Source organism: Vibrio owensii CAIM 1854 = LMG 25443 (genome assembly GCF_000817815.1).
Lineage (GTDB): Bacteria > Pseudomonadota > Gammaproteobacteria > Enterobacterales > Vibrionaceae > Vibrio > Vibrio owensii.
Genome location: NZ_JPRD01000055.1, coordinates 36942 through 54860 on the forward strand (window position 1 = coordinate 36942; position 17919 = coordinate 54860).

At 45.4% G+C, this 17919-nt stretch carries 14 protein-coding genes; 5 read left to right on the forward strand and 9 right to left on the reverse strand.

From position 1 onward, the window contains the following. Positions 1-35: 35 nt before the first annotated feature. Both choW and choV read left to right on the forward strand, forming a co-directional pair. The gene (gene choW / locus H735_RS24900; RefSeq protein WP_005425967.1) at positions 36-878 is read left to right on the forward strand and encodes a choline ABC transporter permease subunit; all 843 of its coding nucleotides are present in this window, start codon (positions 36-38) and stop codon (positions 876-878) included. Between the two features lies 1 nt (position 879). Beyond that, on the forward strand, positions 880-2064 hold the full coding sequence (gene choV, locus H735_RS24905) for a choline ABC transporter ATP-binding protein (RefSeq protein ID WP_020195979.1): 1185 nt from the start codon (positions 880-882) through the stop codon (positions 2062-2064). A 162-nt stretch (positions 2065-2226) separates the two neighbouring features. On the opposite strand, the gene H735_RS24910 is transcribed toward choV, so the two are convergent. Beyond that, positions 2227-2883 (reverse strand): NAD(P)H-dependent oxidoreductase, encoded by a 657-nt coding sequence (locus H735_RS24910; RefSeq protein WP_005435698.1) that lies wholly within the window; start codon positions 2881-2883, stop codon positions 2227-2229. A 278-nt stretch (positions 2884-3161) separates the two neighbouring features. Between H735_RS24910 and H735_RS24915 the strand changes: the two genes are divergently transcribed. Then, positions 3162-3566, forward strand: a complete 405-nt coding sequence (locus H735_RS24915; RefSeq protein WP_020195978.1) for a globin family protein — start codon at positions 3162-3164, stop codon at positions 3564-3566. 95 nt (positions 3567-3661) lie between these two features. Here the strand turns inward: H735_RS24915 and H735_RS24920 are convergent, their stop codons facing one another. The 8 genes from H735_RS24920 to H735_RS24960 form a co-directional block, all read right to left on the reverse strand. Beyond that, on the reverse strand, positions 3662-4453 hold the full coding sequence (locus H735_RS24920) for a slipin family protein (protein ID WP_020195977.1): 792 nt from the start codon (positions 4451-4453) through the stop codon (positions 3662-3664). 9 nt (positions 4454-4462) lie between these two features. Beyond that, complete coding sequence (locus H735_RS24925; RefSeq protein ID WP_020195976.1) at positions 4463-5830, reverse strand: NfeD family protein; 1368 nt, start codon at positions 5828-5830, stop codon at positions 4463-4465. A gap of 230 nt (positions 5831-6060) precedes the next feature. Beyond that, positions 6061-6426 (reverse strand): hypothetical protein, encoded by a 366-nt coding sequence (locus tag H735_RS24930; protein WP_020195975.1) that lies wholly within the window; start codon positions 6424-6426, stop codon positions 6061-6063. Then, positions 6402-6731, reverse strand: a complete 330-nt coding sequence (locus H735_RS24935; protein WP_020195974.1) for a hypothetical protein — start codon at positions 6729-6731, stop codon at positions 6402-6404. Before H735_RS24935 ends, H735_RS24930 begins: the two co-directional genes overlap by 25 nt. Before the next feature lie 185 nt (positions 6732-6916). Continuing rightward, a complete protein-coding gene (locus tag H735_RS24940; RefSeq protein ID WP_020195973.1) occupies positions 6917-7282 on the reverse strand; it encodes a hypothetical protein in 366 nt (121 codons plus the stop codon). A 463-nt stretch (positions 7283-7745) separates the two neighbouring features. Further along, positions 7746-9413, reverse strand: a complete 1668-nt coding sequence (locus H735_RS24950) for a response regulator (RefSeq protein WP_173400253.1) — start codon at positions 9411-9413, stop codon at positions 7746-7748. Between the two features lie 64 nt (positions 9414-9477). Further along, positions 9478-10620, reverse strand: coding sequence for an EAL domain-containing response regulator (locus H735_RS24955; protein WP_020195971.1), 1143 nt, complete (start codon positions 10618-10620; stop codon positions 9478-9480). Further along, entirely contained in the window at positions 10621-14223 is a 3603-nt protein-coding gene (locus H735_RS24960; RefSeq protein ID WP_020195970.1) for an ATP-binding protein, read from the reverse strand. Between the two features lie 259 nt (positions 14224-14482). Here H735_RS24960 and H735_RS24965 point away from each other — a divergent pair, with 259 nt between their 5' ends. Both H735_RS24965 and H735_RS24970 read left to right on the forward strand, forming a co-directional pair. Next, a complete protein-coding gene (locus tag H735_RS24965; protein ID WP_027726676.1) occupies positions 14483-15460 on the forward strand; it encodes a cytochrome-c peroxidase in 978 nt (325 codons plus the stop codon). Then, positions 15453-17816, forward strand: coding sequence for an ATP-binding protein (locus H735_RS24970; protein ID WP_020195968.1), 2364 nt, complete (start codon positions 15453-15455; stop codon positions 17814-17816). Before H735_RS24965 ends, H735_RS24970 begins: the two co-directional genes overlap by 8 nt. The last annotated feature ends 103 nt before the right edge of the window (positions 17817-17919 follow it).

Here is a 17919-nt window from a genome sequence, read left to right on the forward strand (position 1 = left end):
TAGTGATGCCCACCTTTTAACACAAAGGTTTTATTGTGAATTTTATTACGGACAACAAACTTCCGTTGGGCGAATGGATGGAAACAGGCGTAGATTGGTTAACCATGAACGCGTCGGGTTTCTTTGATGCTATTTCTATTTTTCTCGAAACCATCATTCTATTCGTGGTGGATATTTTCAAATGGATGCCCCCGGCAGCACCTATTATCATGACCGCAGCGATTGCGTGGTTCCTACACCGCAGCATTCCTTTAGTCGTGTTTATCGTGCTGGCGCTGCTGACTATCCTCAACCTCGGCTACTGGCAAGAAATGCTGGAAACCTTTGTTCTCGTCTTCGCTGCGACAACGATTTCCGTATTAATTGGCGTGCCCCTTGGCATCATGGCGGCGCATCGCCCGTGGTTGTATACCTTATTGCGCCCGATACTTGATTTAATGCAGACCGTACCAACGTTTGTGTACCTGATCCCAACATTGGTTCTGTTTGGTTTAGGTATCGTTCCGGGGCTGATTTCTACCATTATCTTTGCCATCGCCGCGCCGATTCGTCTGACTTACCTTGGTATCACCAAAGTGCCAGAAGAGCTGATTGAAGCGGGTAAGGCATTTGGTGCAAGCCGCATGAAATTGCTATTCAAAGTCGAACTCCCAGCAGCATTGCCAAGCATTATGGCGGGTGTGACCCAATGCATCATGTTGTCACTTTCTATGGTAGTGATTGCTGCGCTAGTCGGTGCCGATGGCTTGGGGAAACCAGTCGTACGAGCTCTGAATACCGTGAACATTTCTCAAGGCTTTGAAGCGGGTTTAGCGATTGTTTTGGTCGCGATTATTCTCGACCGTTTGTGCAAAGCGCCAAACCAGAAGGAGGCATAACATGGATGCAATTACGATTGAAAACCTCGACGTTGTGTTTGGTCAGCAGCAAGAGCAAGCATTAGCGCTATTAGACCAAGGCAAGTCTCGTCAAGAGATCATTGATGAGACCGGACAAGTGGTTGGTGTTGATAAAGTCTCAATGAGCGTCAAACAAGGTGAGATCTGTGTATTGATGGGACTTTCTGGTTCGGGTAAATCCAGTTTGCTTCGTGCCGTTAATGGTCTAAATGAGATCTCTCGTGGCTCACTCAAAATCAAAGATGGCGACGACATGGTAGAGCTTGCTAAATGTGACGAGCAGACTCTGCGTAACTTGCGTACTCATCGCGTGTCGATGGTGTTCCAAAAGTTTGCGCTTATGCCGTGGTTAACGGTATTGGACAACGTGGCGTTTGGTCTTGAGATGCAGGGCATTGGCAAAGCGGAACGTCGTAAAAAAGCACGCGAGCAACTAGAAATGGTTGGGCTAAGCGAGTGGGAGAGTAAGTTCCCACATGAGCTTTCCGGCGGTATGCAGCAGCGTGTTGGTTTAGCTCGCGCCTTTGCTATGGATACCGACATCCTACTCATGGATGAACCGTTTTCTGCGCTCGACCCACTGATTCGCGCTCAGCTTCAAGATGAATTGATTCAACTGCAAGAGAAGCTCAACAAGACGATCTTGTTTGTGAGCCATGACTTAGATGAAGCGCTGAAAATCGGTAACAACATCGCCATTATGGAATCGGGCAAACTGATTCAACACGGCAAGCCTGAGCAAATCATCCTTGCGCCAGAAAACGACTATGTGGCGGACTTTGTGGCTCACACGAATCCGCTCAATGTCTTGAAAGGTCGTTCATTGATGCAAGCCAGCACCGAGCTTAAGCAGCATAATGACCGTGTGTTGGTGTGTGCAGATAAGCAGATTTGGATAGAGCAAGAGCCGAAAGGCGTCACGCTGGTGGATTCCGATAAGTCATTGGTGAATTGGGAAAACGATTCAACCACACTCGACGACATCGGCGAAAGCACAGTCGTTCAAGCTAATCCAGATATCAGCATGCGTGAGGCGATTGAACTGAAGCAACGCAGTAATCAACCTATCTTGCTAGTAGAAGAGAACAAGCTAGTGGGCGTACTGAGTGACAATGAATTGTATGACGCGCTGCTTGGTAATTTTAAGTCCAAGCAAGTGGCGTAGCTGTCTCTTACCTCAAAACGTTTGTTGATTCCCCTCAGCAAAACAAAAAAAGAGCCGTACTCTTAGACTAAGACACTAAGAAGTACGGCTCTTTCAATTTGAACAATGATTTAGATAGCTAAGCTCTAGGCTAGGAACCAAAGAGCTAGGAGACGATACTCATTAAAGAGTAGTAATTACGTCATCCATGTTTAGACGTGCTTTTGGTAGACCGTGGTTGTAGTCTTCGCCGTCTTTGTGGTAGCCGATTGCTAGTGCAACTTCACATACGTGACCGTCTAGTTCTGCTTTGAACTCTTCGCCGATCAGTGTTGGGTCAACACCTTCCATTGGAGTAGAGTCGATACCTAGACGCGCTAGTGTGTGCAGTAGGTTACCAAGTGCGATGTAAACTTGCGCTTTAGTCCAGCCGCCGTTGTAGCCGTTCTCATCTGTGTTTGCTTCAGCAAATGCGTAAGCACCCATGAACATGTCGTACATGTCTGCTGGTAGGTGACCAGAAGTTACTTCAGCATCAACACGCTTCGCGAATTTCTCTTTAGTGAATTTTGGATCGTACGCTAGCAGAATAGTGTGAGATGCTGCTTTAGCGTGCGGTTGGTTGAACTGGTGCATGTTAGCAAACGTGTCATGGAAACGCTGTTTCGCTTCGTCGCTCTCAATTACGATGAATTTCCAAGGCTGAGAGTTGATAGAAGACGCAGATAGGCGGATTGCTTCTTTGATGATTGCCATATCTTCTTGAGAGATGCGTTTCTCTTCGTCGTATTTTTTAGCTGTGTAACGGTTGTTTAGGTCTGTAATGATTTGATGAGACACGTTTATATCCTCTTAATATTATTAGACAAATGAGGATGCGCTTAGCATCGACAACCATGCGTACCTCGAAAGTGAGTCCATAATATCGACTTTTATCGAATTGATAATACGTGTTTCGTTTAAATCACTTTCTATTTTTTATTGAAAATCGAATTTGAACGCCTAAAAGGCAGGTTGGCATTCTCCGTACGCCGACGTTCAGAAACCACCAACGAGCTTGGTAGGATTATCAAATTACATTCATAATGAAAATAGATAAGTTGGTTGGAGGCTAGGGTATGAACGTAATCGAGGTATTTAACGACAGCTACGAACGCTGCGTAATCCATGAGGACTTCTTTGATTTGTTCTATGAGAACTTTTGGTCGAAAGGTGAAAACTTCAGACAAAAGTTCGATGGCGTGGACATGAAAAAACAAATCCGGATGCTTAAAGGATCTATTGTGTTTGTGATGATGGCGGATACCTCAACAGACGCTCGTGACATGATGAGGAAATACGGCAATAAGCACGGACACAACAATATAGGCGTAGCCCCTGAAGATATCGATGTCTGGTTTGAAAGCCTGTTAGAAACCGTCGCCCAATGTGATCCTGACTTTGATGAAAGGGTCGAGTACGCGTGGCGTCACTGCTTTGAGACGGGGTTGGAAATTATGAAGAAAGAGTGTTCCGACGCATAATTTCAATCAATGTTGAATTCGTAAAGGGAGTAGAACACAGCTACTCCCTTTTTTCTTTTTCCTTTTTCTACTTGCCTCTATAGCGACTGCTAGGCTTACTCGTTCCCTTCTTCCGACTCTCCCTGATTCTTCTTCACAGCCTTGGCGATATCGGAGACTGCTTCGACGAGATTAATCGGCATCGGGAAGATAATGGTTGATGTCTTGTCTGTGGTGATTTCAGTGAGCGTCTGCATGTATCGAAGCTGTAAGGCGTTAGGTGCTTCGTTGAGCATTTCTGCCGCTTCTTTTAGCTTGTTGGAAGCTTCCAACTCACCAGTTGCGTGGATGATCTTCGCTCGGCGGTTACGCTCGGCTTCGGCTTGGCGGGCGAGGGCGCGCACCATGCTGTCGTTAAGATCGACATGTTTCACTTCAACCGTTGCGATCTTGATACCCCAATCGTCAGTTTGCTGGTCGAGAATGGATTGCAGATCTTTGTTGAGGCGTTCACGTTCAGAAAGCAACTCATCCAATTCATGCTGACCAAGTACAGAACGTAACGTTGTCTGTGCTAACTGGCTGGTGGCATCGCTGTAGCTTTCAATATTGTTGATTGCCATTTGTGGGTCGACAACTCGGAAGTAAACCACGGCATTAACTCTGACCGATACGTTGTCACGGGTGATCAAATCTTGAGTCGGAACATCCAAAACAATGGTACGTAAATCGACCCTAACCATTTGTTGAATGAAAGGAATTAAGATGATCAAGCCCGGTCCTTTTACTTCTTGGAAACGACCGAGGAAGAACACCACGCCGCGCTCGTACTCACGCAGCACCTTGAACATTTGCGTTGCCAGTGCAACCAATAAAACAATGATAACGGCAACAGTGTAGAGCATCATAAGCGCCTCCTATTCCTTAGGGCGGTCACTGGGTTTCACGGTTAGGGTCAACCCTTTTATGGTTACCACGGTGACGTGGTCTCCTTGTTTGAGTTGCGCATCAGCTTTGGCTTGCCACAAAGCACCATCCAGTTGAACAAGCCCAGTTCCATCGACAAAATCATCGCTCACAACGGCGAGTTTGCCCGGGTAGGTTTCGAGTCCGGTGGTGGCTTTTTTACTGCGAATTTTAAGAAGCAAGCCAACGGTAATAACGATTAAGCCAGCAGAGAAAACAGCGATACCAATGATTAATGGCAGAGCGATTTGGAAGCCGGGGATGTCGCTGTCCATCAGGAAGATGGAGCCGAGAACAAACGCAACGACACCACCTAAGCCGAGTATGCCAAAGCTCGGGTTAAAGGCCTCAGCAATCATCAGAGCAATACCGAGCAGCAGTAACCCTAAACCAACGTAATTCACTGGCATCATTTGTAGGGCATACATGGCGAGTAACAAACATATCCCACCGAGCACACCTGGTAAGCCGATGCCAGGGTTGTAGAACTCTAATAACAGACCGTAGATACCAATCAGCATCAGGATGTAAGCTACGTTGGGATTGGTGATCACCGCCAACATTTCTGCACGCCAGTCTGGGACGCGCTCTACCCACGTTGGGTTATCTAACGCCAGCTTATACGGCTTGCCGTTCACTTTGACCTCTGTGTCATTGATTGCGATGACCAAGTCTTCGGGCGAGTTAGCAATGTAATCAATAACGTTTAACTCTAGCGCTTCTGAAGCGTCTATGTTTGCAGCTTCGTTGACGGCTTTCTCTGCCCACTCGGCATTTCTGCCATGCAAGCGAGCCAAACCTTTGATGTATGCTCTGGCGTCATTAATGACTTTCTTTTCCATTGCGGTTTTGGCGGGTACTTTATCGGAGTTTTTACCTGATGATTCATCATTCGATTCGTCATTGTCTTTGCCGTCGGCACTAGAAGGTTGCTGTGGTGCGCCGCCAAGTGAAACAGGCGTAGCTGAGCCTAAATTGGTGGCTTCTGCCATCGCTGCAACATGACTGGCCAGCAGAATGTAGGTGCCAGCGCTAGCTGCCCGAGAGCCTGACGGACCAACCCAAGTTGCAATGGGTACTGAAGAGGTTGTGATGGCGTGAATGATGTCTCTCATTGAGCTATCAAGTCCGCCGGGGGTATCCATTTTTAGAATGATGAGGTCGACGCCGTTTTGCTGAGCCTCTTCAATCTCTCGCGACAGATAATCACTCAGAGCAGGACCAATCGCGCCTTTGACTGGCAATACCCAAACGGTGCTCGCTAGCGCTTGGCTGGCAAACAAGAGTAGAGGAAGAAGCCACAATCGTATCTGTTTCATACAGCCCTCCTTGTGTTACCACTGGGACTTATCAAAACACTATTTAAAGTATAGATACGAGAGGGAGGGAGAAGGGAATTAAACAACGTTTAATAACGTCAAAGAATTCACTGTACAGAATTTTGAGTGAAAGAGGGCCGTTGAAACTTATCACGCTTCTCTGAGCGCTTTGAGATAGGTTGTTTTTCATTGATAACCGCCTATCTCAAGCTTTTGAAACTACTATTGTTTTAAGGTCTATGCATGTATTGTTCATTGGTTTGGCAGATGTGTTCTGAGACTGGTTCATCTATTACTGGGTTTAGATTTACCAATAGTGCAGCGTTGTTGTCGCAAATGGTTGTGAGCGATCCTGTTTGCGCGCTCCAACCTTTAACTCTCCAGTCATTGATAATGTTGTGCAATTCACTCTCTGAGGAGGCCGAGCCGAGGGCGCCTGAGAGAATATTGTAGGCATTAATGAGCTTTGCTTCTGCCATGTACTGTGTTTGTTTTGTTGTTTCTATGTACAAGTAGGCTGACGTTATCCAACCTGAAAAACTCAGTATTACTACTAATACTGTCAGTGGGGCTATTGTGAAAGATTGAGTCGGCATACTGTGGTTACTCCTTCGTCAGTCAAAATGCGTTTGAGTTTATCCCTGCCAAATTTGCAAAGCGTGGTTACTGAGCCAGTTTGTGCTGTCCACTTATTTTCGAACCAAAACTCCATGCTTGCGATAATGTCTTCTTGAGATTTATCTTCCTGAATTGCTTGAGCCACGATGTTATAGGCGTTTTCGCTCACCATACTTTCTAAATGATCTCGCTGTTCTGCCATATAGTTATAAAGCAGAAAGCCTGAGAAGAACCATCCTGAAAAAGACAGGGAAAATAGGAAGATAAGTTTCTTTCTGTTCATATTATTAATCCTCAATAACGTTTTTATTTATTTTGCGAAGAGTCTTTGTTTATTCTCAGAAATTCTCTGAGTGAGCCTCGACACAAAAGAGCACAAAATAATATTAGAGAATGGCGTGGACGTTATAGTCACATTGTTGCGTAGCGTCACCTTGCCGTTTTATTTCACGTACTTGCGTGCGGACATCATTGATTGGGTGATGTCCGTTTTTTATGCATTAAAATGTGTCCTTTCTTTAATTCGAAGTGTTGTTTTGCAATGTCTGCGGGTATTCCTGTATTTCGCATGACCTTATTAAGGTTGATGCTGTTGTCGAAAAAGACATTGCGCTCTAGCTCCGAGATAGTGATTTGGCGTCCTGGGTTATCAAATAAATAAGAAATAAACCGAAAATTTATACTGCCATTACGAAAACTGATGATCTTTTCATCATTTAACCATAATGAGTAATCTTCTTTATCTAACCTAAGCTCGTTTTCTTTAACTTGAATCTGAAGACAAATAAGTAAGAAGAAAAGGCTATTCAAAAGAAGTAAAAATGGAAATAACACAGCACTTCTCCATTTGATTTGATATTCAACTCGGTGAGTTTTTTATTGAACCTGCTACGGATGTGTCACAACGATAAGTGATTTGAGAATAATACGTGAGTCATTTTGTACTATTTATAACCTTAGTTAATATAATTTAAACTTATTTAATCACTATCGCGTAAGATTACCGGTGTCACTTTGATTTTGTGAAGTTGGATTTTCTATAAACAAAGAAATTCACTTTATGGGACGTTGTGGTTCTTCAGAAAACCAGTAAACTGCGAAGAATCAACGACACTCAGACAAGAAGATAAGTGGGAAGTTATGATGTTAATTGCGATTCGATTGGTGAAGCTTGCCGTTATCTGTGCAGTGTTCTTCACTATCTACGATTTGATTGCGTTCGGTGAGGTGACTTGGATTAATCGTTTCTTCAACCTGTAATCCGAAATGAAAGGGGCATCGAGCCCCTTTTTGCTGTCTAGCTTGTTAGTTCTGGTTGCGTAGGTGAGGTGTTGACCACAGACATCTGTTGACATCGATCTTGAGCCAGAAAAAGAAACTTGTCGTAGCCGCTCTTCTCAAGCTCTTCACTAGAAACCAATTGCTTCACAATGTTGTCGCAGCGTTTGATCAGCAGCTCAACCTCTAATGACGATTTGTTGCTCGGAAAAGCTCGTGTTAGCACTTTGATGATGTTAATACACACGGTTCTTAGCAGCGGACAACGTGCTTGAAGCTCAATTAATGCGTCGATCAAAGCTTGGTAATCTTGCTCGGCTGCACGAATCTTCTTGTACTGTTCTTGCATCCAAGCTTGACGCTCCGCGTTGTCGGTTTCTAAAGAACGACCAAGAGCAATTTTACTCGATAGAATCGTATCGCTTGAGTCGGTTTGTAGGTTTTCAAAACACCAAGTTATGGCTTGAGAAAACTCAGATTCGAAGTTCATCTCATGCAATAACCAAGCGAGATGAAACTGCGCATAAAAGTGAGCGAAAGGCTTACGACGATACAAATCACTGAGCACTTTAAATGCTGCAACGTACTGGTTTTCCTCAATCGCAATGTGCACGGCAATCAGATCCAATTCGTCCTTAATTGCTTTGTTTTCTGGGCCGTTAGTGATGGATTTAAACAGGCTTTTTGCCTGAGCCAGCAAATCCTCACGACTTTCTAATTTTCGCACGCAGTAAAGCAAAATTCGGATCAAGTTCAGCTTAGAGAAGGTGTTGTTGCGATAGGTATCTTTGTTGATCTCCATGTACGCGTGATAGTGCTGTAATGCTGAGTGATAATCGTGCTCTGCTAGGCACAAGTTAACGATCACCAGTTCACGTTCTGAATTGCCTTCAACCAAGCTGTTTGCTAGCTCTAAGTGTCTGATTGCACTTGGTACTTCACGGTTAAGCATGTTGAAGTTCGCGGCACATTCACGAACTTCAACATTGTTTGGAGACTCTTCTAGCAAGCTACGTACTAGGCGTTGTGCTTCGTCGTTTTCACCCAGAGAAACAAGCGTGTTTGCCAAGCCGATTTTTGCCCAGTTAACGTCTTTGCGTTCAATGACTTGTTCGTAGACGATTTTGGCTTCGTGATGCAGCTTTAGGCGCGTTAAGAAATCGGCACGGAACTTCTCAATAATGAAGAAGTATTCTGGGTGGAAGGGTGCTAACTCGTCGCACGCTTCTAAGCCTGCATGAGCATCGTTCTTCAACTCAGCTTCGTAGATGGCTTGTAAGGTATTTTTACGCTTTACTGCGCCTGAAATACGCTCTTTTAACGTGATTGAGTTAAAGGGCTTAAGTAGGTACTCGTCGGGCTTGAGCTCAATGATCGCACGTACGATAGTGGCAGAGCTTTCCCCTGTTACCAGAATAAACACCGTGTCATGGCTCAAGAGTTTGAGATGTTTTAACTCTTCAAAGAGTTGTTTACCGTTCATGCCGCGACCAAAGTTATAGTCACAAATGATCAGATCAATTCGCTCTTGATGGGCGATTGAAATCGCACCCTTAGCAAGACGAGCGGTGAAAATGCGTTTGTCAGAGAAACCAAGTTTGGTCAGCATGTTTCGTAATGTGAGTACTACGATAGGCGCATCATCGACAATGAGCACATTGTATTGTGAGAAAGATTTGGTATTCATTTCAAAGTGATTCATCAAACAAAATCTAAGCGGCGAGGGCAGACCATATGCCACTTAGATTGAATTAGAACAAAGCTTCCAGTTGCTCAAATGGAACAGGACGGCTGCGCACAAAACCTTGATACAGGTCGACGCCAATTTGACGAAGGTAGTAAAGCGTTTCGTGGTCTTCGACGCCCTCGGCTACCGACTTTAATCCCAGTGACTTTGCCAGTTGTAAGCTAGAGATGGTCAGTTGCTGGCTCTTAAAATTGGTTAGCGCGTTTTTGATGAATTGGCGATCAATCTTCAATTCCGTGTACGGCAAAATCGCCAGTTGACTGAGAGAAGAGTAACCCGTCCCAAAATCATCAATCGCCAAACCGACACCTCTTAGGCGCAAGTTAGCTAGGTTGGCTAACGAAACCACGTCTGAATCGTAGACCTCATCTTCTGTAAGCTCTAACGTCACTCGTTCTGGTGCGATCTGGTATTGGTCGCACAAACGGAAAAATCGTTCGCTCATCGGTTGTTTAAGCGTTTTCTGGTTCATGTTGACGGACAAACTCACGCTGGTGTTGAGTTTAGCCAAATCACGTAAGGCGTTTTCTAGAACCAACCAAAATAGTTTATCCAGCTCATTACGAGCTTGGATCTCACTTAAAAACTGAGCCGGAGCCAACACGCCATGTTCTGGGTGAAAGCAGCGCACCAACGCTTCTAGCCCAACCAAACGGTTATCGACTACCGAGTATTGTGGCTGGTAGCAGTTATGAAACCAACCTTGTTGGAACGCGGTATCGATGTCTGTTGTGTTCATCAGCACAGGCAGGGCAACGACTTGCTCTTCGATGGTGTACTGCTGGAAAGCCGTCAATATCTGACTCAGCTGTTCACAAGAAATCGGTTTAGTGAGTGCGCGTACAAAGTCATAGCCTGCCGACAAACACATGTTGTAAGTGATTTCGACCACATCCTGATTCATCGCACTCAAAATCACCACACCTTTTGGGCGCGTTTCTTTCGACAGCGTGCACAGCAAGTCCACGCCATTTATATCGGGTAGGTCGATGTCGCAGAACATCAAATCTACAGCTTGGTTGGTGCAGATTTCGCTGACCTCAGAACCTCGATGTACGATGGTGATTGAGCCATTAAAAAGACGATTAAGCAGAATCTTGAGATTGGTTGCTTGTAGTCGGTCATCTTCAACAATCAAAATGTTCAATTAGTTGTTCTCACTCAAATCTAGCCATTGTTTTGTGGTGGCTATGATGGTTTCTAATTCGTTAAGTAAAGCGGTGCGCGCTTGCTGTTCTTGCTCTGTACCTATCAGCATTTCACACTGCTGGGCACTGTGCTTCAATTGAGTCAAATTCAATGCCGCGGCAGAACCTTTAATTCGGTGTGCGACAGACTTAAGACTCTCTTCGCCAGAGTGAATCAATGCGATGTCGTTACTCAGCGCTTCGCAGACCACGTGTGCCATTTCTGCTTTTTCTTCATGGTGATAGGCATCCAACCAGTCACTTTGAGTTTCGCTAGAGAAGGACATCGCCAAATACTGCTCACACAAGGTTTTGAGATCGTCCAAGTTATAGGGCTTGAACAAGACCGACTCCATGCCGTTTTGCTCCGCTTTCTCAATCACATTACGAGAGTTTTCTGCCGTACAACCCACGACGGGCAGTGAGGCAAATTCGCTACTCGCTTTGAGTTTTTGTGTAAGTTGATAGCCATCCAGATCCGGCATATGGCAATCACTAATAATCAAACTGATTGGCGCGAAAGCATTGTCGTCTTGAGCCTGTTTCAACAACTCAATCGCCTCACTCCCACTCGCTGCCAATTGGCAACACACACCAAGCTTTTCAAACTGGCGCTTAAACAACAGTCGGTTAATGGCGTCGTCATCAACCACTAAAACTCGACCTTGCCATTGGCAGGTTGTCGGTTGTGTCCAATGATTTGGCATCGTCGAACTTGTGTTCAGTTTTTGCTGAATAAGGTCAGGATAAACATTGGAGTAGTGCGGTTCTGGCTCAATGACATGATGCTTGAGTTCAAACTCATCGAGCGTTACCTGCCAAGTATTTAGCCAACGTTGTATCTGCTTATCTTCGGTGTAAATCGGTCCCATGCCCGTTAGGTCGAGAGGTTGACTGGTCATTGGCAAACGCACGGTAATCTCTGTCCCTTTGCCTTGTTTACTATTCACCTCTATCGTGCCGTTCATGATGTCGACCAGTTTTTTCACAATAGACATACCAAGACCTGTGCCCCCAAAACGACGGCTGATGCTCTTATCACCCTGCACAAATGGTTGGAATAGGGCATCCAATTGAGCCTTGCTCATGCCACATCCGGAGTCTTGCACGGAGAAAACAAGCTCATTCGCGCGGACGTGAATGTTCACGCTGATCTTGCCTTTGTCTGTGAACTTAACGGCATTACTCAGTAGGTTGTTGATGATCTGGTTAACGCGCAGCCAGTCTAGATTCACCAAAGCATAAGGTGTCGGTTGCCAATTTACTTCAAACGCTAAAGCCTTTTGTTCTACTGCTTTTTCAAAGCTGCGCAAACTTGAGCCAAGCTCTTCGTAAACATTGCCACTGTGCACATCCAACTGAAGCTGGTTCGCATCCACTTTAGAGAAGTCGAGAATGTCGTTTACGTGCAACTGCAAACGCTCAGCCGACAACATCGCACTTTTCAGTAGTTCTTTGCTTTCCGGACGGTCGAGGTCTTGTTCCAATAGTTCCATCAGTCCGAGCATGGCAGCGATAGGGGTTCTCAGTTCATGGCTGATCACCGCAAGAAAGTGCTCTCGTGCCTCAATGGCTTGCATGGCTTTGAGGTTGGAAGCTTTCAATGCACACTCTTTCTTTTTCAGCTCGGTGATGTCATCAAACACCGTCATATGGAAGCGTGTCCCTTCTTCTGGATGAAGGAGAGACTGCCTTCTTACTCGGTAATGCTTTTTACCGAGAGAGCAGAGCGTGGTGACGATTTCATCCGGTACTGGGTAGTCCGTATCCTTGGTTAGCTTCAAAACCAATTCGCGTTGTTCATTGGTGATGTTGCTGTCGGTATTACATCGTTGCAGCATCGACAAGTACGGCTTGTTGGCTAAGATTTGCTGGTGGTTATCATCCGAGATCAAAATCTTATTAGGGATATGATCAAGCACTGAAGACAACCATCGGTTTTGTCGCTGACGTACTTTGGTCTCGTATTCTTTACGCTTGATCTTACGAGTCAGATGCCCGGTTCTCAGAATGTAAATCAGCACGGCAACCAACAGCGCACAGACACCGACTAGCGCCCAAATCACCACGATTTCTTTGTCGACACCATAGTGGACGGTGACTTTGTCATGACGCTCCATGAGCTGCTTCAACTCGGCGTCTGTGGTGATTTTCAACACGGTGTTCAACACGCGGCGTAAGAACTCAGAGTCTTTTCTTAGCTCCATGCCCAGTCTTACTTTGAGCTGAATACCCGTTGGAGGTGTAACCGCTTCAAACGTCTTGCCTTGCCCATCGTAATAATGATTGTCGATCAGGCTCTGGTTAACAAAAGCATGGGAAATCTCACCTTCTTCAAACGCTGCCATCAAGTTATCGAAATCACGATAAACTTCCGCAGAGGAATACTCCGAGTGATCGAGAAAATGCGGGTAAAAGTTACCTGAGCGATCCAAAATGGCCACGTTTTCTTCAGCGTTCGAATTGAGCGATTTAATGTAACCAAACTGCAAGTAGCCCAGGGTTCTGGTCGTGATAAAGCGCTTCTTATCGGTTAGGGCAATGTTGCGCGCAGGCAGTAAGTCGACCAGATTCTCTTGCAGCATCAAGTCAACATCGCGCCCATTAGCTGGCACGTATTCGAACTTGATCATGCTCTTTTGCTCCATCAGCTTAAGCAGATCATGAACATAGCCTTTTATCTCGCCCGTTTTTGGATCGAGATACGACAGCGGATACACATTATCTTGAATTGTGTAGCGTACCGTCTGATGACCTTGCTGCTGCTCTAGAATATCTAGCATCAATTCGTTGTGCAGAATGTTGATGTTGGCTTCGATGTGAACGCGACTGTGTTTCGATTCTTTCGAGTGTTTGATGTACTTAGTGATGATGTCCATCAACTGGGTAGATTCTTTTCCGGTAAAAATCGTTACTTCTCCCGGAGTGAGGGATTTGTTGTACACGACTTTACCCGTCAGTTCACCTTTCGGGTTTTTGAATCCATAAGAGCTCAGCGTCGACAAACCGACAACGGCAGCATCGGCAGCACCGCTATTAAGCGATGCCGTCATCATCATGTTATTGCGCACAGAATGGACGTGCTTAAAGCCAAGTACATCAATCTGATCACACGCGCTTGAATCTTGTACACACACCCATTTGAGCTCGTCTAGCGGGGTATTCTCTAATGCGCTGTCACGCAGCCAAACCAGTCTCAATGTGTGGAATATCGGATCAGAGTACAGGAAACGTTCTGCGCGCTTTTTGGTTGCAACAAAGCCAACGGTGAGGTCTATCTCTCCGTTCTCTAAGCCATCGAATAGTGTATTTAATGTTCTATACGGGACGTACTCAGCCTCAATGTTTAAGTCGTGTAGCATGGTTTCTGCATACTCGATATTGATGCCTTCTTTTGAGGCAAGATCACCCCAGTAAGGTAGCCAATCTCCCTCAAGTACACCGACTTTTAATGTGCTTTGATTGTCCAGAAATGTTCTGTCTTCTGCGTTTAAGAAATCACGAGCAGATGCATTGAACGACAGAGTGGTAAGTAGTGCAGCAATGAATGCGAACAGTTTCACTATTTTATGTTTTCCAGCCAAGAACCGAATTTAAAATGGGGCGGAATCGTATAGGTTTTCACCGCGTTCTCCAATCAAGGTTGTTTGTCTTGTCGACAACATACGCTTGATATACAACTCGATGAGTTCAGAGAGGATCAGGACGATTAATTATCAATAAGTTATGAGAGGAAGCTCAATATCCCCACGAGCCGTAATGGAAAAAAACTTAAAAGCAACTAAGTTCATATTAAGAGGCTAGGTAAGGATACCCAGAATTATGAACAAAAGGCTTACCACAAAAGGGTTATGTGGATGTTTGATGATAGGTTTTAGCGCTTCGGTTATTGCTGGTGCAACGCATGATGACGAGGTGAATTTTCAGTTGGTGCAACCAATTGATGGCGAACCTAAGATCGACATGGATCTAGCTCGAGTCGGTTGGCACTTGTTCCGAGACCCAAACTTATCTTCCAACGGGACAATCAGTTGTGAAACTTGCCATGATCTTTCAACTAACGGTGCAGAACCAACCGCGGTTTCTACCGGCGTGAATGGTGTCGGCAACCGTAATTCCATTACTGTTTTTAATGCGGCTTTAAATTATCGTTTTCTTTGGGATGGCACGGCGAACTCTTTGATGGCTCAAATCGATGGTCCGGTGCAAAACCCGTTCGAGATGGATTCGAACTGGCAGGACATAGAACAATATGTGCAGTCGAAACCTTCTTACCAAGCTCTATTTAAGCAAGCCGACAATCGAGCGATCACTGTCAACAATATCAAAGGTGCCATTGTTGAGTTCGTTAAAGGACTGCAAACGCCAGGCGCGCCTTTTGACTCTTATTTACTCGGCTACTCTCACACTTTGGACGAACAAGCGATTCGGGGTTGGAATACCTTTCAACAAGTCGGTTGTGTTCAGTGTCATCAAGGTAAGAATGTCGGTGGTTCAATGATTCAGCGCTTTTCCTACTTCCGAACCCAAGACGAAAGCCTCGATACAGGGCGTCACTTAAGAACAACGGATGGCGAGGATAAGTACTATTTCCGAGTCGCGAGCTTACGTAACGTGGGGCAAACCAGCCCTTACTTCCACAACGGGCAAGTCGATGAGCTTTCCGAAGCCATTCAGATCATGTCGCAAACCCAGCTGGGAGTGACCATGAGTGACGACAAAGTGGCAGACATCGAAGCGTTCTTAAACACGTTAACGGCGCCGAGACCCGCGATTTTAGAGGTGTTTGAAAATGAATAAATTCCGATTACTCAACGCCTTTCTTTTCATCGTTATTGCAGCAATGATGGTGCTGGCGTACATGACGCATGTGAATTCCAAAAACACACATGGGCTACATGCTTCGTTATCTGAGATTGGTCACCATTTGATTGAGTCTCGTGACAGTGTCGTGAATCGTTATTCTCTGCGAGAGCGAAAGAACTACGAAATCACCCAAAGCTTGGTGGAATTAGAGATTGCCGCCGAGAATTTGTGTACGGATTTTAAGCAATCCATTTGGTTTAGTTTCACCCCAACCAAAACGCGCGTGCAAAACATCGTCGCCCAATTCGATGGCAAGGTACGCGATGCGACGCAGACGCTAGATATGTTGGTTGGCGTTCAAGTGGCAAACCAATATGAGATGCACACTCTGCACAACATTTATAAGCAGCAGTTCGAAGTCACCAATGAAGATGCTTGGCTTGAACAGCATTATTTTGAATTCTTGACCAATGCCGCCCTAGAGGGGGAGAACGCGCAAAGCCAAAATATTGCCTTATTCCTTGATCGACTACGAGAGAGCGAACGCAAAATTGAGTTGCTCACCAACAAGATTTTGGAAAGTCACTATTTTGAATTTGTTGAATACTCGGAGCATCAACTTTTAGAGATCTCTCAGCGTGAAGCAAGGCTTACGTGGGTGTTCGTTCTGTTATCCATTATCTCTTTGGTGGCAGTATTTGTGCTGCAAACTCAGCACCGTGTGAACAAGCTGAAGCAACTCAATGATGACTTAACCGAAGCCACAGAAAAAGCGGAGCGGGCGGCGAAAGCCAAGTCACAATTCTTAGCAACCATGAGCCATGAGCTAAGAACGCCAATGAATGGGGTGTTAGGTATTTCGCAAATCATCGCCAGTGAGACCAAGGAGAAGGGGACGAAAGAGCACGTTCAAGTGATTTTGGACTCTGGTCAACATCTGATGACGATTCTTAATGACATTTTGGATTTCTCCAAAGTTGAAGAGAATAAGTTGGAGCTTGAAGCCGCACCATTCAATTTACCCCAAGTCCTCACGCCAGTTTGTAGTGCGATTCAGCCTTTAATCGAAGAGAAAAACATTCAGCTTTACGTCGAGAACGAAGTACCAGAAAACATCGAGTTTAATGGTGACTGTGCGCGCATTCGACAGATCCTGTTTAACCTTGCAGGTAATGCGGTCAAGTTCACCAGTGATGGACATGTACTGATTCGAGCGGAATTAGACGAATCAAGAAAGCGCTTGTTGTTGTCTATCAACGATACGGGCATTGGTATTCCGGCTGACAAACAAGACCGTATCTTCAATTCTTTTGAGCAAGCAGATACTTCCACCACGCGTAAGTTTGGCGGCACTGGGCTTGGTTTAGCGATTGTGAAAAAACTAACGGAATTGATGGGTGGTGAGGTCAAGCTTAAGAGTGTAGAGAGCATTGGTACTCAGTTTTTAGTCGAACTCCCAATACCTTGGGAAGAGAAGGCGTTACCTAAAGCTGCGGATACCAAAGTCAAAGTTCAGCGCGAAAACAAACGTAACCTGCATATTCTTCTCGCCGAGGACAACCGAGTCAATGCGATTGTAGCGAAAGGATTCTGTGAGAAGCTAGGGCATACGGTCGAGATTGCTGAGAATGGTCTAATTGCGACTAAGAAAGCGCAAGAGAACCAATATGATTTGATTCTTATGGATAATCACATGCCGGAGATGAACGGGGTTGAGGCGACCCGCTTTATCCGCGAAAAACTTGGCGTGAATACCTTATTGTTTGCTTATACCGCCGATGTGTTCAGAGAAGCGCACGATAACTTTATTGAAGCAGGGGCGGACCATGTACTGACCAAGCCGCTGCAACGAGAGAGTTTTGCTGACGCACTCAAGCAGTTTGCTTCGCGTTTACCGACCCAAGGTGATGATGCACCAGAGCAAGCTGACAATATTGTTCAGTTGCATCGTGAGCCGATTGAGAAGCTCAGACTTACTGAAGAGGAGCTGACTCATTCAGAAACCGTCGAGATCCTCAAACAGGAACCAGAAGCCTTAGTGGATCTACTAGAAAGCATAGTGAATGACTTTGAGAAGTCGGTCGACGAGTTGATTGAATTCTTCATGGCGGAAGATCTTGAAGCGCTTCACAGCACATTACATACCACCAAAGGTATGGCGCTAAACTTAGGTTTGGATACGCTAGCAAATCAAGCCCTTGAAATTGAAACCCAAGTTAAGAACGAACAAATTCCGGATATTGAACAACTGCAAAAGTTGATTAACCGATTGCAGGTGAATGTCCATCAAGGGCAACGTCTGATTGACCAATCTCGCAAACAACAGGCAGACACAAATCAGGTGATTTAATGGCTTAGCGCACGTATTTCATCCCTGCTCTTGGGTCATGCTTTGTACTGTGGTTTACTTGGGGCTCTAATTTATGGAGAGTCGCCTTATTAGGCAAAGCCCC

What these genes read in the sequence shown, in the direction of transcription:
- H735_RS24935 (WP_020195974.1), bottom strand. Translation starts at nt 6,731, where the DNA reads ATGAACAGAAAGAAACTTATCTTCCTATTTTCCCTGTCTTTTTCAGGA.
- H735_RS24920 (WP_020195977.1), bottom strand. Translation starts at nt 4,453, where the DNA reads ATGATGCTCTACACTGTTGCCGTTATCATTGTTTTATTGGTTGCACTG.
- H735_RS24950 (WP_173400253.1), bottom strand. Translation starts at nt 9,413, where the DNA reads ATGAATACCAAATCTTTCTCACAATACAATGTGCTCATTGTCGATGAT.
- choV (WP_020195979.1), top strand. Translation starts at nt 880, where the DNA reads ATGGATGCAATTACGATTGAAAACCTCGACGTTGTGTTTGGTCAGCAG.
- H735_RS24965 (WP_027726676.1), top strand. Translation starts at nt 14,483, where the DNA reads ATGAACAAAAGGCTTACCACAAAAGGGTTATGTGGATGTTTGATGATA.
- H735_RS24930 (WP_020195975.1), bottom strand. Translation starts at nt 6,426, where the DNA reads ATGCCGACTCAATCTTTCACAATAGCCCCACTGACAGTATTAGTAGTA.
- H735_RS24970 (WP_020195968.1), top strand. Translation starts at nt 15,453, where the DNA reads ATGAATAAATTCCGATTACTCAACGCCTTTCTTTTCATCGTTATTGCA.
- H735_RS24925 (WP_020195976.1), bottom strand. Translation starts at nt 5,830, where the DNA reads ATGAAACAGATACGATTGTGGCTTCTTCCTCTACTCTTGTTTGCCAGC.
- H735_RS24915 (WP_020195978.1), top strand. Translation starts at nt 3,162, where the DNA reads ATGAACGTAATCGAGGTATTTAACGACAGCTACGAACGCTGCGTAATC.